The 21,338-nt window shown below is 73.0% G+C and carries 22 protein-coding genes; 13 read left to right on the forward strand and 9 right to left on the reverse strand.

The window, feature by feature from the left end:
• Positions 1-20: 20 nt before the first annotated feature.
• Positions 21-1,385: a dihydrolipoyl dehydrogenase family protein gene (locus tag ISP_RS18640; RefSeq protein ID WP_013225363.1), complete on the reverse strand. Its 1,365-nt coding sequence runs from the start codon at positions 1,383-1,385 to the stop codon at positions 21-23.
• A gap of 55 nt (positions 1,386-1,440) precedes the next feature.
• Positions 1,441-2,007 (reverse strand): VOC family protein, encoded by a 567-nt coding sequence (locus ISP_RS18645; protein WP_049878249.1) that lies wholly within the window; start codon positions 2,005-2,007, stop codon positions 1,441-1,443.
• 145 nt (positions 2,008-2,152) lie between these two features.
• Between ISP_RS18645 and ISP_RS18650 the strand changes: the two genes are divergently transcribed.
• From ISP_RS18650 to ISP_RS18665, 4 genes are all read left to right on the forward strand, one after another.
• On the forward strand, positions 2,153-4,903 hold the full coding sequence (locus tag ISP_RS18650) for an AAA family ATPase (RefSeq protein ID WP_013225365.1): 2,751 nt from the start codon (positions 2,153-2,155) through the stop codon (positions 4,901-4,903).
• Positions 4,904-5,137: 234 nt separating this feature from the next.
• A complete protein-coding gene (locus tag ISP_RS18655; protein ID WP_013225366.1) occupies positions 5,138-5,344 on the forward strand; it encodes a heavy-metal-associated domain-containing protein in 207 nt (68 codons plus the stop codon).
• A 28-nt stretch (positions 5,345-5,372) separates the two neighbouring features.
• A complete protein-coding gene (locus ISP_RS18660) occupies positions 5,373-6,275 on the forward strand; it encodes a hypothetical protein (RefSeq protein ID WP_013225367.1) in 903 nt (300 codons plus the stop codon).
• An 18-nt stretch (positions 6,276-6,293) separates the two neighbouring features.
• Positions 6,294-8,561, forward strand: coding sequence for a heavy metal translocating P-type ATPase (locus ISP_RS18665; RefSeq protein WP_013225368.1), 2,268 nt, complete (start codon positions 6,294-6,296; stop codon positions 8,559-8,561).
• A 36-nt stretch (positions 8,562-8,597) separates the two neighbouring features.
• Here ISP_RS18665 and ISP_RS18670 read toward each other — a convergent pair whose 3' ends face one another.
• From ISP_RS18670 to ISP_RS18690, 5 genes are all read right to left on the reverse strand, one after another.
• Complete coding sequence (locus tag ISP_RS18670) at positions 8,598-9,527, reverse strand: M56 family metallopeptidase (RefSeq protein ID WP_013225369.1); 930 nt, start codon at positions 9,525-9,527, stop codon at positions 8,598-8,600.
• Entirely contained in the window at positions 9,524-9,886 is a 363-nt protein-coding gene (locus tag ISP_RS18675) for a BlaI/MecI/CopY family transcriptional regulator (protein WP_013225370.1), read from the reverse strand. Before ISP_RS18675 ends, ISP_RS18670 begins: the two co-directional genes overlap by 4 nt.
• 93 nt (positions 9,887-9,979) lie before the next feature.
• A complete protein-coding gene (locus ISP_RS18680) occupies positions 9,980-10,570 on the reverse strand; it encodes a DUF305 domain-containing protein (RefSeq protein ID WP_013225371.1) in 591 nt (196 codons plus the stop codon).
• Between the two features lie 58 nt (positions 10,571-10,628).
• On the reverse strand, positions 10,629-11,039 hold the full coding sequence (locus ISP_RS18685; protein ID WP_013225372.1) for a DUF6153 family protein: 411 nt from the start codon (positions 11,037-11,039) through the stop codon (positions 10,629-10,631).
• Positions 11,040-11,171: 132 nt separating this feature from the next.
• Complete coding sequence (locus tag ISP_RS18690) at positions 11,172-11,480, reverse strand: hypothetical protein (protein WP_013225373.1); 309 nt, start codon at positions 11,478-11,480, stop codon at positions 11,172-11,174.
• Between the two features lie 219 nt (positions 11,481-11,699).
• Here ISP_RS18690 and ISP_RS18695 point away from each other — a divergent pair, with 219 nt between their 5' ends.
• The 5 genes from ISP_RS18695 to ISP_RS18715 all read left to right on the forward strand — a co-directional run bounded on the left by ISP_RS18695 (position 11,700) and on the right by ISP_RS18715 (position 15,192).
• Entirely contained in the window at positions 11,700-12,107 is a 408-nt protein-coding gene (locus tag ISP_RS18695) for a hypothetical protein (RefSeq protein ID WP_013225374.1), read from the forward strand.
• A 281-nt stretch (positions 12,108-12,388) separates the two neighbouring features.
• Positions 12,389-13,093, forward strand: coding sequence for a flavodoxin family protein (locus tag ISP_RS18700; RefSeq protein WP_013225375.1), 705 nt, complete (start codon positions 12,389-12,391; stop codon positions 13,091-13,093).
• A 4-nt stretch (positions 13,094-13,097) separates the two neighbouring features.
• Positions 13,098-14,288 (forward strand): cation:proton antiporter, encoded by a 1,191-nt coding sequence (locus tag ISP_RS18705; protein WP_013225376.1) that lies wholly within the window; start codon positions 13,098-13,100, stop codon positions 14,286-14,288.
• 41 nt (positions 14,289-14,329) lie between these two features.
• Complete coding sequence (locus tag ISP_RS18710) at positions 14,330-14,962, forward strand: RNA polymerase sigma factor (protein WP_230468825.1); 633 nt, start codon at positions 14,330-14,332, stop codon at positions 14,960-14,962.
• Positions 14,962-15,192, forward strand: coding sequence for an anti-sigma factor family protein (locus ISP_RS18715; RefSeq protein WP_013225378.1), 231 nt, complete (start codon positions 14,962-14,964; stop codon positions 15,190-15,192). Before ISP_RS18710 ends, ISP_RS18715 begins: the two co-directional genes overlap by 1 nt.
• A gap of 8 nt (positions 15,193-15,200) precedes the next feature.
• Here the strand turns inward: ISP_RS18715 and ISP_RS18720 are convergent, their stop codons facing one another.
• Entirely contained in the window at positions 15,201-15,653 is a 453-nt protein-coding gene (locus ISP_RS18720) for an SRPBCC family protein (protein WP_013225379.1), read from the reverse strand.
• A gap of 38 nt (positions 15,654-15,691) precedes the next feature.
• The gene (locus ISP_RS18725; protein WP_230468826.1) at positions 15,692-16,129 is read right to left on the reverse strand and encodes an alpha/beta fold hydrolase; all 438 of its coding nucleotides are present in this window, start codon (positions 16,127-16,129) and stop codon (positions 15,692-15,694) included.
• Between the two features lie 94 nt (positions 16,130-16,223).
• On the opposite strand from ISP_RS18725, the gene ISP_RS18730 reads away from it, so the two are divergent.
• The 4 genes from ISP_RS18730 to ISP_RS18745 all read left to right on the forward strand — a co-directional run bounded on the left by ISP_RS18730 (position 16,224) and on the right by ISP_RS18745 (position 21,299).
• Positions 16,224-16,535 (forward strand): zinc-binding dehydrogenase, encoded by a 312-nt coding sequence (locus ISP_RS18730; protein WP_013225381.1) that lies wholly within the window; start codon positions 16,224-16,226, stop codon positions 16,533-16,535.
• 30 nt (positions 16,536-16,565) lie between these two features.
• Positions 16,566-17,459, forward strand: coding sequence for a TIGR01777 family oxidoreductase (locus ISP_RS18735; protein WP_013225382.1), 894 nt, complete (start codon positions 16,566-16,568; stop codon positions 17,457-17,459).
• 98 nt (positions 17,460-17,557) lie between these two features.
• Entirely contained in the window at positions 17,558-20,575 is a 3,018-nt protein-coding gene (locus ISP_RS18740) for a DEAD/DEAH box helicase (protein WP_013225383.1), read from the forward strand.
• Entirely contained in the window at positions 20,568-21,299 is a 732-nt protein-coding gene (locus tag ISP_RS18745; RefSeq protein WP_013225384.1) for an SWIM zinc finger family protein, read from the forward strand. Before ISP_RS18740 ends, ISP_RS18745 begins: the two co-directional genes overlap by 8 nt.
• The last annotated feature ends 39 nt before the right edge of the window (positions 21,300-21,338 follow it).

The raw sequence follows: 21,338 nt of genomic DNA on the forward strand, positions 1-21,338 counted from the left end.
TTCGAACGCACGGTAGGACATCACGGGGCTCCGATCGGGGTGTGGACTCGGGCGTCGAGATCGCGCAGGACGTGCAGGAACGCTTCGGAGAAGGTGGGGAACGGCTGGACGACGTCGAGCAGCACGGCCAGCGGGACACGGGCGCGGATCGCCAGGGTGGCCTGCTGGAGCCATTCGCCGGCTTCGGGCCCGACAGCGTAGGCACCGGTGAGCCGCTCGCCGTCGGAGAAGACGGTCAGGAAACCGGGCCGCGTGTCGTAGGCCCGGGTGTAGGTCGCCGTGCGGGGCACGCCGGACAGCTGGACCGTCGCCGTGAAAGCACCTTCGGCGGCGCCGACGGCCGCGGCCTGCGGATCGGTGAACACGACCCGGGGGATGGCGTCGTAGTGGACGGTCGTGGGCCGGCCGAGGATGTTCGCGGCCACCACCCGGCCCTGGTACTCGCCGACGTGGGTCAGGTTCCACTGCCCGGTGACGTCGCCGACCGCCCACAGGCCGTCGCCCGCGGCCATGCGTTCGTCGACCGGGATCCCGCGCGGGTTCGCCTCGACGCCGACCGTCTCGAGGCCGATGCCGTCGACGCGCGGCCGCCGTCCGGTGGCGACGAGCAGCCGGTCGGCGCGCAATTGCGTTCCGTCGGGCAGGTCGAGCACGTACTCGTCGCCGTCGAGCCGCGCGGCGCTCGCGTGCTGTCCGAGGTGCAGGGCGATGCCGTCGGCGCGCAAGGCCTCGCCGACCGCTTCGCCGAGCGCCCGGGGTTCGCGGGGGAGGACGTGGCCGGCCCCGTCGACCAGGGCGACCTCGGCGCCGAGCCGGGTGAACGCCTGGGCCAGCTCGACGCCGGTCGGGCCGGCCCCGAGCACGAGGAGCCGGCGCGGGATCTCGGTCGCGCCGGTGGCCTCGCGGTTCGTCCACAGTCCTGGCAGCTCGCGCAGCCCGGGCACGGGCGGGATCACCGGCGCGGAACCGGTTGCGACGATCACGTGGCCGGCCGTGTGCTGCTTTCCGGCCACGGCGACGGTGTGCGGTCCGGCGAGCTCGCCTTCACCGCGCAGGACCTCGATGCCGGTGTCGTGGGCCCACTTCTCGGCGCCCGCGTCGTCGTAGGACGAGACCATGAAGTCGCGCCAGGCCAGCGCCGCGGCGGCGTCCGCCTGGCCGGTGACCGCTTCGCGAGCACCCGGGACGGCACGGGCGGCGGCCAGCGCTTCGCCGGGCCGCAGCAGGGTCTTGGAGGGGATGCACGCCCAGTAGGAGCATTCGCCGCCGAGCAGTTCCCGCTCGACGACGGCGACCCGGAGGCCGCCCGCGGCGAGCGCGGCCGCGGTGTGTTCGCCCGGGGCGCCACCGCCGAGGACGATGGCGTCGAAATCGTGGTGAGCCATGGTGCCTTCTTTCGGGGTTTCGGTGCGCGGGTCGCCCGCGCACCGCCGGCTGGGCTCACGCGTCCTGGTGGTCGGTCATGTACTGGGCGTACCAGACCGGCCATTCCTCGTCGTACTGCCCGGTTTCCTTCTCGTGCTCGCCGTGCGCGGCCGCGGCCTCGCGCAGGGCCTTCTCCAGCTGCTGCGTCGAGCCGTAGGTCGCACCGGTCACCCGGCCGGGGAAGCGGGTGGTGATTTCCTGCAGCAGCCAGGTGTTGCCGTCCGGGTCGCTGAGGGACGCGAACGACGAGTAGGTGCCGCGGTCCGGGTGCGCGCCCGGGGCGAACGCGCCCGTTGCGTCGCGGTGGAAGACCTCGCTGACGTCGACGCCGTGGCCGGCGAGCTCGGCGCGGGCGGCTTCGATGTCGTCGACGACGAGGTAGGTGCCGCGGACCGAGCCGGGGGTGGCGTCGGTGATGCCGGTGCCGAAGTGGACCGACGCCGGTGATCCCGGCGGGGTCAGCTGCACGACGCGCGAGGCGCCGAACTCGATGTCGGCGTCTTCGCGCCAGCCGAGTGTCTTGTAGAAGTGCTTGGTCCGGTCGACGTCGGTGACGGGCAGGACGACGACTTCGAGCTTCATGTCCACGATCGGGCTCCTTCTCGGGCGGTGGCGGCGGGTTCGCCGCTCACCACCACCCTCGTCCCCGGGCGGCCCGTTCGCCCCCGTGAGACACCCTGGTCCATCCCGGGCCCGGGCCCCGGGGAGCGCGCTAGGGTTCCGGGTCATGTCGGGTCGGGAGGCGGAGCTGGTCGGCCGCGGCGACGAGCTCGCCGCCCTCGAGGGTGCGCTCGCCGCGGCGCGGACGGGGCGGAGCCGGGTGCTGGTGCTGCGCGGCGAGGCCGGAATCGGCAAGACCGCGCTCCTGGAGCACGTCGCGGCCCGGGCGGCCGGCTGCCGGATCGCGCGGACGGCCGGCGTCGAGTCCGAGCGCGAGCTGCCCTACGCCGGCCTGCACCAGCTGTGCGCGCCCTTCCTCGACCGGCTCGGGCACCTGCCGGCTCCGCAGCGGATCGCCCTCGGCACGGCGTTCGGCGTGACCGCGGGGGAGCCGCCGGACCGGTTCCTGGTCGGGCTGGCGGTGCTGACCCTGCTCGCCGAGGTCGCCGAGGACCGGCCCCTGGTGTGCCTGGTCGACGACGCGCAATGGCTCGACCAGGTGTCCGCGCAGACGCTCGCGTTCGTCGCCCGGCGATTGCTGGCCGAGCCGATCGCCCTGGTCGTCGCGGTGCGGGAACCCGCGGAGCAGCTCGACCTGGCCGGGTTGCCGGAGCTGGCCGTCCGCGGGCTCGGCGAAGCGGCGGCCGGTGCCCTGCTGGACTCGGTGCTCAAGGGCCCGCTGGACGTGCGCGTGCGCGACCGGATCGTCGCCGAAACGCACGGCAACCCCCTGGCCCTGGTCGAGCTGCCCCGGTTTTGGACCACCGCCGAGCAGTCCGACGGGCTCCGCCGGCCGGACGGCGACACGCTGGCCGGCCGCCTCGAGCGGTGCTTCCTGCAGCAGCTGGCCCCCTTGCCGGCCGGCACCCGGAAGCTGCTGCTGGCCGCGGCCGCGGAGCCGCTGGGGGACGCGACCCTGCTCTGGCGCGCGGCCGGGGAGCTCGGCCTGGGTGCCGACCCGGCGGCCGCGGCCGAGGCGACGGGGTTGATCGAGTTCGGCCCGCGGATCCGGTTCCGGCACCCGCTGGTGCGCTCGGCGGTCTACCGGTCCGCGGCCGCCGGGGACCGGCGGGAGGTGCACCGGGTGCTGGCCGAGGTGACCGACGCCCGCGTCGACCCGGATCGGCGCGCCTGGCATCGCGCGCAGGCGACCGTCGCCCCGGACGAAGACGTCGCGGCCGAGCTGGAGCGCTCCGCCGGCCGGGCCCAGGCACGCGGGGGTCTCGTCGCCGCCGCGGCGTTGCTCGAGCAGGCGGCGACGCTCACCCCGGATCCGGCGCTGCGCGCCCGGCGCGAACTCGCGGCGGCCCGGGCGAAACGCGGCGCCGGCGCGCTCGAAGCGGCGCTGGGCCTGCTGGGCGCGGCCGAGGCCGGGCCGCCCGATCCGGTGCGGGACGCCGAAATCGAACGGCTGCGCGGGCAGATCGCGTTCGACCAGCGGCGCAGCGGCGACGCGGCCGAGCTGCTCCTGCGCGCCGCCGGACGCCTCGACGGCGACCAAGCCCGCGAGACGTACCTGGAGGCGCTCGGCGCGGCCGTCTGGGCGGGATCCGGCGTCGTCGAAGCCGCGAAGCGAGCGCGCGCGGCCCCGGCGGCCCCGGGGCCGCCGACCGCCGTCGACCTCGTGCTCGACGCGCTCGCCACCCGGCTCACCGACGGCTACGCGGCCGCGGCCCCGCGGCTGGCCGAGGCGATCGAGGCCGTCCGCGCGCTGGACACCGGCGGCGAGCGCACCGGGCGCACTGGGCGTGTGCTGTGGCTGCTGGGCAACCGGGCGGGCGGCACCCTGGCGACCGAGGTGCTGGACTACGCCACCGGCCGCGCGTTCGCCGAGCGTCAGGTCCGGCTGGCGCGCGAAACCGGCGCGCTCGTCCAGCTGCAGTTCGGCCTCAACTTCCTCGCCAACCACGAGCTGGCGGCCGGCGAGCTGAGCGCGGCACAGGCGCTCGTCGACGAGGACCGCCTGCTCGCCGAGGTCACCGGGGGCCGTCCGGTCGGGTACAGCGCGATCCTGCTCGCCGCTCTGCGTGGCCGGGAAGCGACGGCCACCGCCGAGATCGCGACCGCGGCGGCGGAGGCGGCCGAGCGGGGCCAAGGCCGGGTGGTGCGGTTCGCCGAGTACGCGAACGCCGTGCTGGGCAACGGCCTCGGCCGCCACGACCTCGCCCGGGACGCGGCGCGCCGGGTGTTCGACCACGACACCGTCGGCCACCAGGCCCTGGCGACCGCCGAACTGGCGGAAGCCGCGTCGCGCACCGGAGACGACGACCTCGTCGCCGCCGCGCTGAACCGGATGTCGGAACGGGCCCGGGCCACCCCGACGGCGTGGACGCGGGCGCTCGAAGCCCGTCTGCGCGCGTTGGCCGGCGAGACCCCGGACGAGTGCTACGCCGCATCGATCGCGCTGCTCACCGGAACGCCGTTGCGGGTCGAGCTGGCCCGGAGCCACCTGCTGTTCGGCGAATGGCTCCGGCGCGAAGGACGCCGTGCCGACGCCCGGGAGCACCTGCGCACCGCGCACACCATGACTTCCGCGATGGGCCTCGAAGCCTTCGCCGACCGCGCGCGCCGCGAGCTGCTGGCCACCGGCGAGACGGCACGCAAACGCACCATGGGGACAACCGAGGAGCTGACCGCTCAGGAGCTCCAGATCGCGCGCCTGGCCCGCGAAGGACTGTCCAACCCGGAAATCGGCACGAGGCTCTTCCTCAGCCCCCGCACGGTGGAATGGCACCTGCGCAAGGTGTTCGGCAAGCTCGGGATCAGCTCCCGGCGTCAGCTGCGCGACACGGCCTTCGACGTGGTGGGAGCACGCTGACGGGCGGCTCCGACCGCGCCGCGCCTTCAGCAGGTCCTCGTTCGCTCATCGTCCGTCGGCCGGATCGTGTGCGGATCTCCTGAGGCCGGCAAGTCGTTGCAGGACAACAAATCACGCTGTGCTCTGACCAATAGTACTACCCATGATAGTTGAGTCCGAGGCGGATGAGAGCCGGCTCACTTGAAACCCATACCCCCTAGGGGTACCGTGGAGGTATCCGCGAAAGGGGCACCCATGACCACCAGCAGCTACACCGTGACCGGCATGACCTGCGCGCACTGCGTGGCCTCGGTCAGCGAGGAGGTCGGCGCCATCGACGGCGTCACCGGCGTCGCCGTCGACCTGCCCACCGGGGCCGTCACCGTCACCAGCCGGCAGCCGGTCGACGACGCGCGGGTTCGCGCGGCCGTCGAGGAGGCCGGGTACACGCTCGCCGGGTAGCCCCGGCCGTCACGCGAGGGAAGCGGACATGAACACCACAGCACGGCTGGCCGGGTTCGGCGGGGCGCTCGTCCTGCTGGCGGCCGGGGGATTCGCCGTCGGGCACACGGTCGGCCCGGTTTCGGCCGCGGCCGGTGAACAACACGGCGACATGGGCGGCGAGCACGCGGGCATGACCGCTCCGGTGGACGAGCTGCCGGGCGGGCTGGCGTCGAGCAAGGACGGCTACACGTTCGCGGTGGCCGACACGACGCCGGCGCCGGGGCGGTTTTCGTTCACGATCACCGGGCCGGACGGCAAGCCGGTGACGAGGTTCGACGTCGAGCACGAGAAGAAGCTTCACCTGATCGTGGTGCGCCGCGACACCGCGGGCTTCCAGCACGTCCACCCGGAACCGGCGCCGGACGGCACGTGGAGTGTGCCGCTCACCCTGCCGGCGGCCGGTTCCTACCGCGCGTTCGCCGACTTCGCTCCCACCGGCGGCAAGCCGATGACCCTCGGCGCGGACCTGTCGGTCGCGGGCGCCTACCAGCCCGCGACGTACGGGCCGAGCCGCACGGCCCAGGTCGACGGCTACACCGTCGAGCTCGACGGCGACCTGATCCCCGGGAAGACGTCGCCGCTGACGCTGACGGTCGGCCGCGGCGGCGCTCCGGTCACCGATCTGCAGCCCTACCTCGCCGCTTACGGGCACCTGGTCGCGCTGCGCGAGGGCGACCTCGCCTACCTGCACGTCCACCCGGACGGCGCACCCGGGGACGGCAGGACGGCCGCGGGCCCGCAGGTGCAGTTCGCGGCCGAAGTCCCCAGCGCGGGGACCTACCGGCTGTTCCTGGACTTCAAGCACGGCGGTGTCGTGCGGACCGCCGAGTTCACCGTCACCACGGCCGGGGCCGCCACTCCGCAATCCGCTGACGGCCACGGCCACTGAACCGCGAGGGAGACGATGATGGGCAGCACCACGGCCGGCTCCGGCCCGGTGACCGAGCTCGAACTCGCGATCGGTGGCATGACCTGCGCCTCGTGCGCGAATCGCATCGAGCGCAAGCTCAACAAGCTCGACGGCGTCACCGCGTCGGTCAACTACGCCACCGAGAAGGCACGCGTGCACGCGCCGGAGGGCGTCGACCCGGCCACGCTGGTGGCCACGGTCGAGGCCGCCGGTTACCACGCGACCCTGCCGCGGCCGGAGAAAGCCATCGAGTCCGAAGTGGACGAAGGGGACCCGGCGCGCCCGCTGCGGCAGCGGCTGATCACCAGCGCGGTGCTCGCGGTGCCGGTGATCCTGCCGGCCATGGTGCCGGCCCTGCAGTTCACGTACTGGCAATGGATTTCGCTGACGCTGGCCGCGCCGGTCGTCACCTGGGGTGCCTGGCCGTTCCACCGGGCGGCGTGGACGAACCTGCGCCACGGCGCCGCGACCATGGACACCCTGGTGTCGATGGGCGTGCTCGCGGCGGCCGCGTGGTCGGTGTGGGCGCTGCTGTTCGGTAAGGCCGGGACGCCGGGGATGGTGCACCCGTTCGAGCTGACGATCGAGCCGTCCGACGGCGCCGGCAACATCTACCTGGAGGTCGCCGCCGGCGTCACCACGTTCATCCTGGCCGGCCGCTACTTCGAGGCGCGGTCCAAGCGCCGCGCCGGGGCGGCGCTGCGGGCGCTGCTGGAGCTGGGCGCGAAAGAGGTCGCGGTGCTGCGAGCCGGTGCCGAGGTCCGCATCCCGACCTCCGCGCTGGTGGCGGGGGACCGGTTCGTCGTGCGGCCCGGCGAGAAGATCGCCACCGACGGCGTGGTCGAGGAAGGCAAGTCGGCCGTCGACGCTTCGATGCTCACCGGCGAGTCGGTGCCCGTCGAAGTCGGCGAAGGGGACGTCGTCACTGGCGCGACCGTCAACGCCGGTGGCCGGCTGGTCGTGCGGGCCACCCGGGTCGGCGCCGGCACGCAGCTGGCGCAGATGGCCCAGCTCGTCGAAGCCGCCCAGAGCGGCAAGGCCGAGGTCCAGCGCCTGGCCGACCGGGTGTCCGGGGTTTTCGTGCCGATCGTGATCGGCTTGGCGGCCGCCACGCTCGGCTTCTGGCTCGGCACCGACGTCGGCCTGGCGGCCGCGTTCACCGCCGCGGTCGCGGTGCTGATCATCGCCTGCCCGTGCGCGCTCGGCCTGGCCACGCCGACGGCGCTGCTCGTCGGCACCGGCCGCGGCGCCCAGCTCGGCGTGCTGATCAAGGGGCCGGAAGTGCTGGAGTCGACCCGCCGGGTCGACACCGTCGTGCTCGACAAGACCGGCACGGTCACCGCGGGCCGGATGACGCTCGTCGGCGTGCACCCGGCCGAGGGTGTCGACGAGACCGAGCTGCTGCGGCTGGCCGGCGCGCTCGAGAACGCGTCCGAGCACCCGATCGCGGCGGCCGTCGCCCGTGGTGCCCGGGAGCGCGTCGACCTGCCCGCGGTCGAAGACTTCACGAACGTCGAAGGCCTCGGGGTCCAGGGCGTGGTCGAGGGGCACGCGGTCCTGGTCGGCCGCACGGCCCTGCTGGACGACTGGAGCCAGCCGCTGCCGGACGACCTCGCGGCCGCGAAGGCGGCGGCGGAGGAGCGCGGGCACACCGCGGTCGCGGTGGCCTGGGACGGCGCGGCCCGCGGTGTCCTGCTGGTCGCCGACACCGTCAAGCCGACGTCGGCCGAGGCCGTCGCCCAGCTGCGGGCGCTGGGCCTGACCCCGGTGCTGCTGACCGGGGACAACACGGCGGTGGCCAACGCTGTCGCGGCGGAAGTGGGCATCGACGAGGTGATCGCCGAAGTTCTCCCGGCGGACAAGCTGGACGTCGTCAAGCGGCTGCAGGACGAGGGCAAGGTCGTCGCCATGGTCGGCGACGGCGTCAACGACGCGCCGGCGCTGGCCCAAGCCGACCTCGGGCTGGCCATGGGCACCGGCACGGACGTCGCGATCGAGGCGAGCGACATCACGCTGGTCCGCGGCGACCTGCGCGCGGTGGCCGACGCGATCCGGCTGTCGCGGCGGACGTTGCGGACGATCAAGGGCAACCTGTTCTGGGCGTTCGCCTACAACCTGGCGGCGCTGCCGCTGGCCGCGGCGGGCCTGCTGAACCCGATGATCGCGGGTGCGGCGATGGCGTTCAGTTCGGTGTTCGTCGTCGGCAACAGCCTGCGGCTGCGCGGCTTCACGTCCGGTTCGGCGACCCGGCCGAACCGGGCCTGACCCCGCGCTGCGGACACTGTGGACAGAGGCGGTTCCTCAGCGGCAGGCGAGGAAACCGGTGACCAGCACCAGGGTCACCGCGATCCCGGGCGGTGCGAGGAAGGCGGCGATACCGCCGGCGACGGTGACCGGCCGCAGTGTCGGCGACGCGCCGGTGTCGAGCCGGCTGAGCCGGATGGCCGTGTCGCCGCCCGCCATGGCGAGCGCGCGCCGCGGCCCGTCCACCGCCCGGATCGACACGAGCGCCGACCGGAGCGGCCCGCGTCCGCACTGCGCGGCCGCGGCCTGGTCGGCGGCCAGTTCCACGAGCAGCCGCGTCGCCGCGGGCAGCTCGCGCATCAGCGGGACGAACCGCAGCGTCCGGCCCAGGACTTCCGCGCAGCTGGTGAACAGGTGGTGGTGCCCGAGGACGTGGGCGCGTTCGTGCGCCAGCACGGCTCCCAGTTCGCGCTTGGTCAGGTGCGCGGCGAGCCCGTCGCTGGCGACCACCAGCGCGCGGCGGCCGCCCAGGCTGTACGCGATCGGCCGTTCGTCCGGCAGCCACAGGGTGGGGACCGGCCGGGGGTCGTGGGCGCCGGCGAGCCGCAGCGCGGTCAGGTGCCGCCGGTGCAGGACGGCCCGCCGCCGGCGCCGGGCGAGCCAGGACAGCGTCTGCCGGCCGGTCGCGGCGGCCAGGACGAGGCCCGCGATCGTGCCGGCGACCGGGTCGAGCGCGGGCAGCTCGTCGTGGCCGACCGCGGCCCAGCAGTCGTGGAGCAAGCGCAGGACCGCGTCGGCCGGGCCGTGTCCCGGCAGGACGAGGAGCAGCACCCCGGCCACCGTCGCACCGACCACCCCGGCGGCGGTGAGCAGCCACCAGGCGATCGCCGTCCGCGGGTCGACCCGCGCGGCGAGGCGGCCCAGCAGCCACGGCGACCACCACCCGATCGCGGTGGTGCCGAGCAGCAGGGCGGCCGCGAGGATCACCGCTTCTTCGGCTTCCGGCGCAGCGCCCGGCGGAGCACGTCCGATTCCTCTTCGGTGACGGTGCTGACGAAGTGCAGCAGCACGGATTCGCGGTCGTCCACCGAGTCGAGCACCTCCCGCAGGCTCTGCGCGGTCGCTTCCGCCCGGGTGGTGACCGCGCGGTAGCGGTACGCGCGGTTCTCGAGTTCGCGCACGACCCAGCCCTTCCGGTGCAGGTTGTCCAGGACCGTCATCACCGTCGTGTACGCCAGGTGACGCTGCTGGTTCAGCTCGTCGAGCACCTGCCGGACCCGCAACGGTTCCGCCGCCTCCCAGAGCACGTCCATCACCGACGCTTCGAGCTCGCCCAGACCCAGCATGGCACCTCCGGTGGGCAGGATACTTCCCGCGCCTCGGCCGGCCGAAGATCGACCGGGCGCCGGGGCAGCCGTGCGCTGCCCCGGCGACCGTGCTCAGCTCCGGGGGAGCATTCCCTGCATTTCGGTGATCTCCGCCTGCTGCGCGTCGACGATCTTCCCGGCGAGCGCCTTGGCGCCGGCGTCGCCGCCCTTGGCCAGTTCGGTCTTGGCCATGTCGATCGCGCCCTGGTGGTGCCGGATCATCATGTGGAGCCACAACTTGTCGAACTCGGCGCCCTTGGCGGCCTCGAGCTTCTTCATGTCGTCGCCGGACATCATGCCGGGCATCGACCCGTCCATGCCCGGCATCGGCTCGTGGGTCATCCCCGGCATGCCGGCGCCCCAGGTGGTCAGCCAGCCCTGCATCTGCCGGATCTCCGGGTCCTGGGCCTTTTCGATCCGGCTCGCGAGGTCGAGCACCTTCGGGTCGGTGCTGCGCGACGGGACGAGCTTCGCCATGTCGAGCGCCTGGCTGTGGTGCGGGACCATCTGCTGGGCGAACGTGACGTCGTCGGCGTTGTGGCCGGCGGCCGCCGGTGCCGTCGAGCCGGAAGTCATCCCGGGCATCGAGTCGTTGCTGTTGCAGGCGCCGAGCAGCACGGCCGAGGCCAGCACGAGGCCGGCGATGATGAAGTTTTTGCGCATGACAAATCTTTCTCTGTGTGAGAGTGCGTGATTTCGACCGTGGCGTGAAGCCGGTCGATCACGTACGCAGAACGCACAGAGAAGTCAGGATGCCGCGCCCGCTTCGGTTCGGCGGACGTCCTCGGCTCGGTGAGCCGCGGGAGCCGGCCGCCCGGGAAAACGTCGTGGTGAACCACGAGCTGCCCAGGAAGACGACGACGGCCAGCAGCAGGGCGCCCGCCGCGCACAAGACGGCCAGGCAGAGGTGGAGGACGTCGTGCAGGCCGCCCGGCAGGCCTGGATCGTGGTGCCCGGAGCCGGTTTCCGGTGGAGCGGTGGCTTCCTGCGGGCCGGCGTCCGACGACATGGCGTGCATCGCCGTGGTGCCGGCGGCGTTCGCCATGCCGACGTGGTGCATCGCGACGACACCCAGGGCGAGCGCGCACAGCAGGAGAACCTGCTGCACCTTGCCGGGCCGGTTCACCGTCACGACTTCACCGTATCAACCACGCACAGCTCCCTGACGGCCGCCGTTCTCCGTTCTTTCCGGATCGTTTTCTACACGGAGGCACCGGCACGCCGGTTCACGAGCTTTCGCTTTTCCTGCTACCGGTGATAGTAGCTACTCGCGTGGTGGCGGCGGGCCGGCAGGAAGGAACTCGGCGGCCCAGCGGTGCGCGGTCGCGCAGACCTCGGCTTCGGTGCCGCGGACGTGCTCGACGACCTCGCCGCCGGACCACAGCATGAGGGCGACCGTGCCGGGCCGGATCGGGGTCAGGCCGATGAGCCTGCGGTGCCCGTTGTGCTCGACGACCCGCTCGGCGGTGAGCCACTGACCGGTCGTGCCGGTGCGGGTGACCGTCCACGCCGGATCCGCGGCGAGCTCGGCGACCGATCGGGGCACGAGTTCTTCAGACTGTTCGAGATCCACACTGCTCAGCCTGGCACGGCTACCCGCTTCCGGTGATCCGCGGATGAATATCAGGTGAACAACAACCCGCCCGGGGTCGAGGTGGCCCGCGCTGAGCTGGGTGTTCGGCGCGGATCGGCCGGTCGGCGGTACGACCCGCGTGCCGCCGGTGGTGCCGCGGTCCGTGCATGATCCACTACGGTGTGCCGGACCTGGGGGCCACGACCGCAGGGAGCCGTCATGCCGACCCGCACCACCGTGGCCGAGTGGACGGTCGCCGCGTCCGGCGACACCGCGGCCTTCACCCACGCCGCCGCCGGCGGCTACTGGGCACCGCGGGTGTGGAGCGGCCGGGGCCTGGCCGTCGCCGAGGCCGACCTCGCCGCACTGGACAAGGTGCTGGGGGAGGTCCTGAAGCTGCCGGTCTACTGGCTGGCCCGCACCCGCCGCGGGGACAGCGCGGCCGGGGAGGCGGCCGTCTGGTCGCCGCCGCGCTACGACCCCGACGACGAGTTCGTCTACCTCACCGGGCCCTGCCGGACGGACGCGCCCGCTCCGGGGTACCGGCCGGTCTCGACGTTCGCCATCGACCTGGTCCACCTGCGCGGCCTGCGGATCAGGATCGCCGCGTACCGGGCGCCGAAGTGAGCGGTGCCACGCTGAGGCCGATGCGGGCGGAGTAGCTCCCGGCCGCTTTCGGCGAGGGAACACCGCGCTCACCGCCGCGCCGTGCGCCACTACCGGCGGACCGACGACCCGGTGCGGGCCGGGCGCAGCGGCGTCTACAGCCTGATGATCTCCGTTGCCGGGTTGATCGCCGCCGCGGTGGCACTGGTTCCGGCCGTCATCCGGATCCTTCGTGTAACGCCGGGGCGGGTTGCCGGCACTGAGCTGCGCGGTCCACCCACCAGCCCGAAGGAGCCTGGCTCATGCCGAGTTACGACGACCTGCGCGCCCTGTTCATCAACGGCACCCTCAAGCGCTCGCCCGATCCCAGCAACACCGAAGGCCTGATCGACGTCAGCCGCCGGATCATGGAGAAGAACGGCGTCACGGTCGAGGTGGTGCGCGCGATCGACCACGACATCGCGACCGGGGTCTGGCCGGACATGACCGAGCACGGCTGGGCGAGCGACGAGTGGCCGTCGCTCTACGAGAAGGTGCTGGCCGCCGACATCCTGGTGATCGCCGGGCCGATCTGGCTGGGGGACAACAGTTCCGTCACCAAGCTGGTCATCGAGCGGCTCTACGCCTGCTCGCACCTGCTCAACGACGCCGGTCAGTACGCCTACTACGGCCGGGTCGGCGGGTGCCTGATCACCGGGAACGAAGACGGCGTCAAGCACTGCGCGATGAACGTCCTCTACAGCCTCCAGCACCTCGGCTACACCATCCCGCCCCAGGCGGACGCGGGCTGGATCGGCGAAGCCGGCCCGGGACCGTCCTACCTGGACAGCGGATCGGGCGGTCCGGAGAACGACTTCACCAACCGCAACACCACGTTCATGACGTGGAACCTGATGCACCTGGCCCGCATGCTGAAGGACGCGGGCGGGATCCCGGTGCACGGCAACCAGCGCAGCGAGTGGGACGCCGGCTGCCGCTTCGACTTCACCAACCCCGAGTACCGCTGAAGTCATGCCGGACGTCGGTTTCGTCAACTTGTTCGCGGTCGCGGCGATCGCCCTCGCCGCGCCGCTGCTGCTCGGGCTGGCACCGAAGCTGCGCGTGCCCGCGGTGGTGCTGGAGATCGTGGCCGGGATCGCGCTCGGGCCGTCCGGGCTGGGCTGGATCACCCCGGACCTGCCGGTGCAGATCGTGGCCCTGCTCGGGCTGGCGTTCCTGCTGTTCCTGGCGGGGTTGGAGATCGACGTCCGCCGGCTGCGCGGGCGGGCGTTGCGGGTGGCGGTGCTGGGCTACGGCGTCACCCTCCTCCTCGGCCTCGCCGCCGGGGCCGGGTTCGCGACGGCCGGGTGGGTGCACAGCCCGCTGCTGGTGGCGGTCGCGCTCTCGGCGACGTCACTCGGGTTGGTCGTGCCGGTGCTCAAGGACGCCGGACAGGCCGAAGGCGGCCTCGGGCAGGCGGTCATCGCCGCGTGCTCGGTGGCCGACTTCGCCGCCGTCCTGCTGGTGTCGCTGCTGTTCTCCGCCTCCGGCGGCAGCACCGGCGCCCGGCTGGTGCTGCTCGTCGCGTTCGCGGGCCTGGTCGTGGTCACCGCGGTCGTGATCGCGCTGGCGGGCCGGTCGCGGCGGCTCGGCGCCACCCTGGCGCGGCTGCAGGACACCACGGCCGAGATCCGCGTCCGCGCGGCCGTGGTGCTGCTCGTTGCGTTCGTCGCGCTGGCCGAGGCGTTCGGGCTCGAGAGCATCCTCGGCGCGTTCCTCGCGGGCGCGGTCGTCGGCCTGCTCGACCGCGACTCCGGCTCGCACCCGCGCTTCCGCGTCAAGCTGGACGCGATCGGGTACGGCTTCCTGATCCCGGTCTTCTTCGTCACCAGCGGCCTGCGGCTCGATCTGTCCGGTTTGCTCGCCGACGCGGGCGCGCTCGTTCGCGTCCCGCTGTTCCTGGCGGCGCTGCTGCTCGCGCGCGGCATCCCGGCGCTGCTGTTCGCGCGTGAGTTCGGGAGGCGGCGGGCGATCGCGGCCGGCTTGCTGCAGGCGACGTCGCTGCCGTTCCTGGTCACCGCCACGCAGATCGGGGTGCTGACCGGCCTGATGACGCCGGTGACCGCGGCCGCGCTGGTCTGCGCGGGGCTGCTGTCGGTGCTGCTGTTCCCGGCCGGGGCGCTGGCGTTGCTGCGGGCGCCGGACCCGGTGGCCGTAAGGTGACCGTCACCCTTTTCCTCCACCGCCGGGGCTACGCTCGGGCGGTGACCAAGCTGCCCCCGGACGACGAACTCGTCGCGGCGCTGCGGGCCGGTGACGGCGCGGCGTTCGCGGACGTGCTCGACGCCTGGTCGTCGTCGATGCTGCGGCTGGCCCGATCGTTCGTCTCGACGCACGCCACCGCCGAGGAGGTCGTGCAGGACACCTGGCTCGCGGTCGTGAAAGGACTGTCCGCCTTCGAAGGCAGGTCGTCGTTCAAGACCTGGGTGTACCGCATCCTGGTCAACACGGCCAAGAAACGCGGCACGCACGAAAAGCGCAGCGTCCCCTGGACCAGCCTGCTGCCCGGCGACGAGGACCACGGTCCGACCGTGGACCCCAGCCGGTTCCAGGGGCCCGGCGGCGCCTACCCCGGACACTGGCGGGAGACTCCCGAACCGTGGGCCTCGCCGGAGAAAACCGCACTGGCGCTGGAAATCCGTGAGATCATCACGGGTGTGCTGGACGAGTTGCCCGCCCGGCAGCGCGCGGTGATCAGCCTGCGCGACGTCGGCGACCACACCGCCGAGGAGGTCTGCGCAATGCTGCAGATCTCCGCGGCCAACCAGCGGGTGCTGTTGCACCGCGCCCGCGCGGTCGTCCGCGCGCGGCTGGCCGGGTACCTGGGGGTGGCGTGATGAACTGCGACGAGTTCGTCGAGCTGGTCACCGCGTTCCTCGACGGCGCCCTCGACCCCGCGACCGAAGACCGGTTCGTCGAGCACCTGGCCTTGTGCGAAGGCTGCGAACGCTACCTGGAGCAGTTCCGGACCACCATCGCGGAGCTGGGGGAGCTGCCGCCGGAGTCGCTGTCGCCCGCGGTGCGCACCGACCTGCTGGACGCCTTCCGCGACTGGCACCGAAGCTGATCCCGGGTTCACTCCTTCGAGGGAAGTGCTTCCAGCCGTGCCTTCAGGGCCGCCAGATCTTGGCGGTTGGCCCGCCGCATCGCCGCGGCCATCAGCGGCGCGCCGATCGCGGAGAAACCGCGGGGTTCGCCCCGGTTGCGCAACGTCATGTGGGTACTGGAGTTTCCCCGCGCGGCGAAGGTGTACGTCGTCTCCATCGGGAACGGGCCCTGGGCGGTCCGCATCACCAGCCGTTCGTCCGGGACCAGCTCGACGATCTCGTAGGTGTAAGCCAGCCGGCGTCCCAGGAACCGCGCGACGAACGCCAGTTTCGATCCCACGCCCAGTGGCGCCGGAGTCTCCCATTCCACGGACTCGATGTTGACGTACCACTCGGGTGCGTTCGAGGGGTCGATCGCGTACCCGGCGACCTGAGCACGCGGGCGGTCGATCACGATCTCGGTCTGCACGTCGACAGTCATCGCCCGCCTCCACCCGCTCTTTGCGAAGCGCGCTCATCCTAGAGCGCGGCCGCCCGGCCGAGGAAGCCGACCAGTGCCTCGTTCACGATCTCCGGCGCCTCGAGCCGGGGCCAGTGGCCCACGCCCTCGATCGGCAGGTACCCCTGGAGGTTCGGCACGATCGCGGTGAGGTCCCCCTCCTTGAGCGCGCGCATCCGGATCATGCCGTCCTCGGTGCCGAACCCGAAGAAGGCGGGCTGCCGGATCTTCGCCCCGGCGAAGGCGCCCGCCTGGTCGAAGTAGGGCTGCATGGCGCGGTAGGTGTTGAGCGGGCCGTGGAAGCCGTCGCGTTCGAAGCCGGCGATCGCCGCCTCGGCGTCCTCCCGGTCGGCGAGGGGCGGGACGCCGATCGGCGACGGGCGGTTGAGGCTCTTGCCCGGGTCCATCGGATCCCACGCCTCGGAAGCATCGGGCGGCCCGGACGTCCAGCAGAGCATGCCGGGGCAGGGTCGTGGCGGCGTCCGCCCCCTCCCGGTCGGCCTCCGGCCGCATCTGCCGGAACATGGAGAAGTCGTTCTCCTTCGCACACCGGTGTTGCTCAGCTTCCTGAACGTGCTGACGAAGCTGGCGTTCTGGAACTTCCTGCCCACCCGCAAGCACGCGAGCTTCTTCGACGTCTGGTCGGGCGCCGGCAAGCCGGATTCGGCCAAGCGCGAAGCGTTCCGCGCCCGGATCCGCACCGACCTCACCCACGTCTTCGGTCTCCTGCGCGACGGGGTGCTCACGGCGAAGATCGCCGCCCGCTACCCGCTGACCGAGGTGGCGGCGGCCGTGGAACTGTCCGAGTCCTCCGCGCGAACCGCACTGGGAAAGATCGTCCTCCTGCCGCAGGCGCGTTCCTGACTTTCCCTTCGGCACGAGGAGCCCGGCATCGTGAAGCTCACCATCTCCGGCGCGTCCGGTCTCATCGGCGGCAAGCTCGCCGCCCGGCTCCGTGAGCGCGGCGACGAGGTGACCGTGCTTTCCCGGTCCGCGAGCACCACCCCTTCGACGTGGCAGTGGGACCCGCTCGCCGGACCCGCCCCGGTCGCGGCGCTCGCCGGCCGGGACGCCGTGGTGCACCTCGCCGGGGAACCCCTCGGCCAACGTCTGACCGACGAGGTCAAGGACCGCGTCCGGCAGTCGCGCGTGGCCGGTACCCGCCACCTGGTCGAAGGCCTGCGTGCCACGCCCGAAGCGGATCGGCCCCGGGTCCTCGTCTCCAGCTCGGGCGTCGCCTACTACGGTCCGCGCGGCGACGAGGAGATCACCGAACAGTCTCCGCCCGGAAGCACTTTTCTCGCCGGGGTTTCCGCCGCGTGGGAGGCGGAAACCGCCCGGGCGGCGGAGTTCGGTGTCCGCGTGGTGCGGATGCGCACCGGAGTCGTCCTCGATGCTTCGGGTGGCACGTTGAAATCGCTGCTCGCGACCTACCGGCTCGGGCTGGGCGGGCCGATCGCGGGAGGTGCGTTCGCCGTCCCGTGGATCCACGTCGACGACATCGTCGGCCTGTACGCCAAGGCGGTCGACGACACGTCGTGGAGCGGCGCCTACAACGGCACGGCGCCCGAACCGGTCACCCAGCGGGAGTTCGCGAAGGCGCTCGGCCGGGCGCTGCACCGCCCCGCCGTCCTGCCGATGCCCGGATTCGCACTGAGGATGGCGCTCGGCGAGATGGCGGACATGGTGACCACCGGCCAGCGCGCGGTGCCCCACCGCGCGCTCGAGGGCGGCTACCGGTACGCGCACCCGCGGCTGGCGGAGGCGCTGGCTTCCGCGTTGCGCTGATCACCTCCGGCCGGGACCGGTGGTCTCGACGGCAGCCCGTCACCTCCGCCGTGCGACGATCTGTGTGGAACCCCGATCGGACGAAGGAGCCCCCGACCTTGCCCTTCGTGCACGCTCTGTGGTCTCCGGGCCGCGGTCTGCTGCTGTGGGCCGAGCACGACCGAGGCCCGGCAGGCACGTCGAGTCGTTCGGCGCAGATCGCGCTTCCGCATCCGTTCGCGGTCTCCAGCGCGCAGCTGACCGCTCTGCACCCCGGCAAGCCCACTTCGGTGACGTTGCTGCTGCCGTCGCGGGCGAACCGGCCGCTCGCCTCCTCCGAGCCGGCGGCGGGCGCCCGCCGGCGTGCGCCGTCGTTGCGGCCGTGGTCGGTGCCCGCGTTGGTCGTGGATGCGACCGAGCTGGACGACCTCGACGACTCGGCCTCCTACGGCGCTTCGGTCACCTACCTGCGGGCGGTGGCCCGGCTGGCCGCGGATCTGGTGCGGCGCGGGCGGGTGCTGCCGACGCTGGTCCGCCGGGGCGACGCGGCCGAGGCCCGGTGGCGCCCGGTGCTGCAGGGCGTGGACTTCGTCGCGTTCGACGCACTGGTCGCGGCCATGCCGCCGGTCGGGCGGGCCGAACAGATCGCGCCGCTCACCGGGGCCTCGCCGCGCGCGCTCGTCACCGATGCCCTGCACACCCTGGTCGACGCCGCGGTCCGGGACCGGCTGGCGCGGGCGGATCCGCCCGTCGACCTGCGCGGGGGCGGGGGAGCGGCCGGGGTGTGGCTGTCCGCCTTGCAGGGCGGCGGTGCCCGCGTCGAGCTGCCGCTGGGTGAGCTCGGTGTCCTGGCCGACGCCGTCGCGAAGTGGGACGAGGTCGCCGACACCGACGTCGTCGACGGCCGGGCGTGCTTCCGGCTGGCCGAAGCCGGCACCCTGCGCCGACCGGCCGAGGAGGATCCCGACGACCAGACCGGCGACGGCACCAAGTGGCAGCTGCAGTTCCTCCTGCGGGCGACGGCCGATCCGAGCCTGCTGCTGTCGCCGGGGCAGATCTGGTCGGGAGAGGCCAACGGGCTGGTCCGCGACCCGAAGGGGCTGTTCGTCGCCGAACTGGGCCGGGCCGCGCTGGTGGAACCGATGCTGGCGCCGGCCTTGCGCCGGACCCGGCCGTCCGAATACGACCTGACCGTCGAGGAAGCCGAACAGTTCCTCACCTCCGGCGCGACCCGGCTGGTCGAGGCCGGGTTCGAAGTGCAGCTTCCGGCCACCTGGGACGGCCGGCGTCGGCTCGGGCTGCGCCTGTCCGTCCGCAGCACGCCGTCGGAGCAGGTCGTCGCCCGCAGCCGGGTGGGCCGCGACGAGCTCGGCGGGTTCCGCTGGTCGGTCGCGGTGGGCGACGACGAAATCGGTCAAGAAGAGCTGGCCAAGCTCGTCGCGGCGAAGACGTCGCTGGTGCGGCTGCGGGGCCGGTGGATCAGCGTCGACGCCGACCGGCTCCGCGCCGGTCTCGAGTTCCTGCGCCGCGACCCGCATCGGCAGGCCCAGCCCCCGACCGCGGCCGAGCTGCTGGAGCTCGTCCACCTCGCGCGGGAGACGCCGCTGCCGGTCACCGACGTCGACGCCGGCGGCTGGGTCGGGGACGTCCTGGCCGGGCGGGTGCACCAGGCACTGCGGCCGGTCGAGCTGCCGCCGTCGTTCCGCGCCACGCTGCGCCCCTACCAGCAGCGGGGGGTCGCCTGGCTGGCGTTCATGTCGGCGCTGGGACTCGGTGCGTGCCTGGCCGACGACATGGGCCTCGGCAAGACCGTCCAGACGCTGGCGCTCGAGGCCGCCGAGCGGGACGGCGACGATCACCCGCCGACGTTGGTGCTGTGCCCGATGTCGCTGGTCGGCATGTGGCAACGGGAGGCGGCGACCTTCGCCCCACGCCTGCGTGTCCACGCCCACCACGGCAGCGCCCGCGCGCACGGGGACGCGCTCGCCGAGCAGGTCGCCGCGGCCGACCTCGTGGTCACGACCTACGCCACCGCCGCCCGGGACGCCGGCGAGCTCGAGACGTTCGCCTGGCGACGTCTGGTGCTCGACGAAGCGCACGCGATCAAGAACGCCGACACCGCGACGGCCAAGGCGGTGCGGCGGTTCCCGGCCGGGCACCGGCTCGCGCTGACCGGCACCCCGGTCGAAAACCGGCTGGCGGACCTCTGGTCGGTGCTGGACGTGCTCAACCCCGGGCTGCTCGGGACCCGGTTCGAGTTCCGGCAGCGGTTCGCGGCGCCGATCGAGCGCAGCGGCGACACCGCCGCGGCCGCCGCACTGCGCCGGCTCACGCAGCCCTACCTGCTGCGCCGGGTGAAGACGGATCCCGCGATCGTCCCGGAACTCCCGGAAAAGCTCGAAATCCGGCAGGAATACCGGCTCACCCGCGAACAGGGCACGCTGTACTGCGCGATCGTCGACGAAATGATGAAGAAGATCGAGAACAGCCAGGGCATCAAACGCCGCGGCCACATCCTCGCCGCGATCACGAAACTCAAGCAGGTCTGCAACCACCCCGCGCACCTGCTGCACGACGGTTCCCCGATCGGGCAGCGCTCCGGCAAGGTCACCCGCCTCGAAGAGATCCTGGCGGAAATCCTGGCCTCGGGCGATCGGGTGCTGTGCTTCACGCAGTACACCGAATTCGGCCACCTGCTCGTGCCCCACCTGTCCGACCGGCTCGGCGCCGAGGTCGCGTTCTTGCACGGCGGCTTGGCCAAGGGGGCGCGAGACGCGATCGTGGAACGCTTCCAGGCCGGCGACGGTCCGCGGATCCTGGTGCTTTCGCTCAAGGCCGGCGGCTCCGGGCTCACGCTGACCGCCGCCGGCCAGGTCCTGCACCTGGACCGCTGGTGGAACCCGGCCGTGGAGAACCAGGCCACCGACCGGGCGTTCCGGATCGGGCAGCGCCGCAACGTCCAGGTCCGGAAGTTCGTCTGCCCCGGGACCATCGAGGAACGCATCGACAGCCTGATCACCAGGAAGCGCGCGCTCGCGGGAATGGTCGTCGGCGAGGGCGACGGCTGGCTCACCGAACTGTCCACGGACGCGCTGCGCGGGGTGCTCACGCTGGGGGAGGAGGCGCTCGATGACTGAGCCGCTCCCGTGGTGGCCGGCCCGGTTCATCCGGGCGCTGACGGCGATCGGCGTCCTCCTGCCCGCACCTGGTCAGGGGCGAGTCGTGTCGTTGGAGGTCGGCGCCGGGCGCGTCGACGCCGAGGTGCAGGACGGCCGCCCGTACCGGGTGAGAATCGGGCTGACGGCGTTCGGGAAGACCGACTGGGCGGCGATCACCCATGCGCTCGCCGCAAAAGCGTCGGCCACGGTCCTGCTGCTCAGCGGCGAGCTGCCCCGCGACATCGAGGAGACCTTCACGGCGGTCCGGCTGCCCTTGTTCCCGTCGTCGGCGCGGGAGGTGTCGCTGGACTGCACCTGCCCGGCCGCCGAAGTGCCGTGCGGCCACCTGAACGCCGTGTTCTCCGCGCTCTTGGCGCGCGTCGGCGACGATCCGTTCACCATCCTGGCGCTGCGCGGCCGGAACCGCGAAACACTGCTCGACGAGCTGAAGAACCGGCTCATCTCCGCCGAGCCGCTCGATCCCGACGACCGGTCGCCGGCCCTGACCGAGGTCATGGACACGTTCTTCGCCTGCGGCCCGGCTCCGGGCCTGGGCGGCGCGGCGCCGTTGCAGGGGCCGCGGACGACGTCCGACGCGCTGCTGGACCAGGCCCCGCCGTTCGCGATCACAGTGGACGGCGAAGACATCGCCGAGCTGCTCCGGCCGGTGTACCAGGCCCTCACCGGCGAGCACGGCGCTTAGCCGAACGCTGCGGTTGGTGCAGGTGATCGACCAGGCGAC

The sequence above is a fragment of the Amycolatopsis mediterranei genome, assembly GCF_026017845.1.
Classification (GTDB): Bacteria; Actinomycetota; Actinomycetes; order Mycobacteriales; family Pseudonocardiaceae; genus Amycolatopsis; species Amycolatopsis mediterranei.

What these genes read in the sequence shown, in the direction of transcription:
- ISP_RS18645 (WP_049878249.1), bottom strand. Translation starts at nt 2,007, where the DNA reads ATGAAGCTCGAAGTCGTCGTCCTGCCCGTCACCGACGTCGACCGGACC.
- ISP_RS18715 (WP_013225378.1), top strand. Translation starts at nt 14,962, where the DNA reads ATGAACTGCGACGAGTTCGTCGAGCTGGTCACCGCGTTCCTCGACGGC.
- ISP_RS18660 (WP_013225367.1), top strand. Translation starts at nt 5,373, where the DNA reads ATGAACACCACAGCACGGCTGGCCGGGTTCGGCGGGGCGCTCGTCCTG.
- ISP_RS18720 (WP_013225379.1), bottom strand. Translation starts at nt 15,653, where the DNA reads ATGACTGTCGACGTGCAGACCGAGATCGTGATCGACCGCCCGCGTGCT.
- ISP_RS18655 (WP_013225366.1), top strand. Translation starts at nt 5,138, where the DNA reads ATGACCACCAGCAGCTACACCGTGACCGGCATGACCTGCGCGCACTGC.
- ISP_RS18665 (WP_013225368.1), top strand. Translation starts at nt 6,294, where the DNA reads ATGGGCAGCACCACGGCCGGCTCCGGCCCGGTGACCGAGCTCGAACTC.
- ISP_RS18725 (WP_230468826.1), bottom strand. Translation starts at nt 16,129, where the DNA reads ATGCTCTGCTGGACGTCCGGGCCGCCCGATGCTTCCGAGGCGTGGGAT.
- ISP_RS18745 (WP_013225384.1), top strand. Translation starts at nt 20,568, where the DNA reads ATGACTGAGCCGCTCCCGTGGTGGCCGGCCCGGTTCATCCGGGCGCTG.
- ISP_RS18650 (WP_013225365.1), top strand. Translation starts at nt 2,153, where the DNA reads ATGTCGGGTCGGGAGGCGGAGCTGGTCGGCCGCGGCGACGAGCTCGCC.
- ISP_RS18695 (WP_013225374.1), top strand. Translation starts at nt 11,700, where the DNA reads ATGCCGACCCGCACCACCGTGGCCGAGTGGACGGTCGCCGCGTCCGGC.
- ISP_RS18675 (WP_013225370.1), bottom strand. Translation starts at nt 9,886, where the DNA reads ATGCTGGGTCTGGGCGAGCTCGAAGCGTCGGTGATGGACGTGCTCTGG.
- ISP_RS18700 (WP_013225375.1), top strand. Translation starts at nt 12,389, where the DNA reads ATGCCGAGTTACGACGACCTGCGCGCCCTGTTCATCAACGGCACCCTC.
- ISP_RS18640 (WP_013225363.1), bottom strand. Translation starts at nt 1,385, where the DNA reads ATGGCTCACCACGATTTCGACGCCATCGTCCTCGGCGGTGGCGCCCCG.
- ISP_RS18705 (WP_013225376.1), top strand. Translation starts at nt 13,098, where the DNA reads ATGCCGGACGTCGGTTTCGTCAACTTGTTCGCGGTCGCGGCGATCGCC.
- ISP_RS18680 (WP_013225371.1), bottom strand. Translation starts at nt 10,570, where the DNA reads ATGCGCAAAAACTTCATCATCGCCGGCCTCGTGCTGGCCTCGGCCGTG.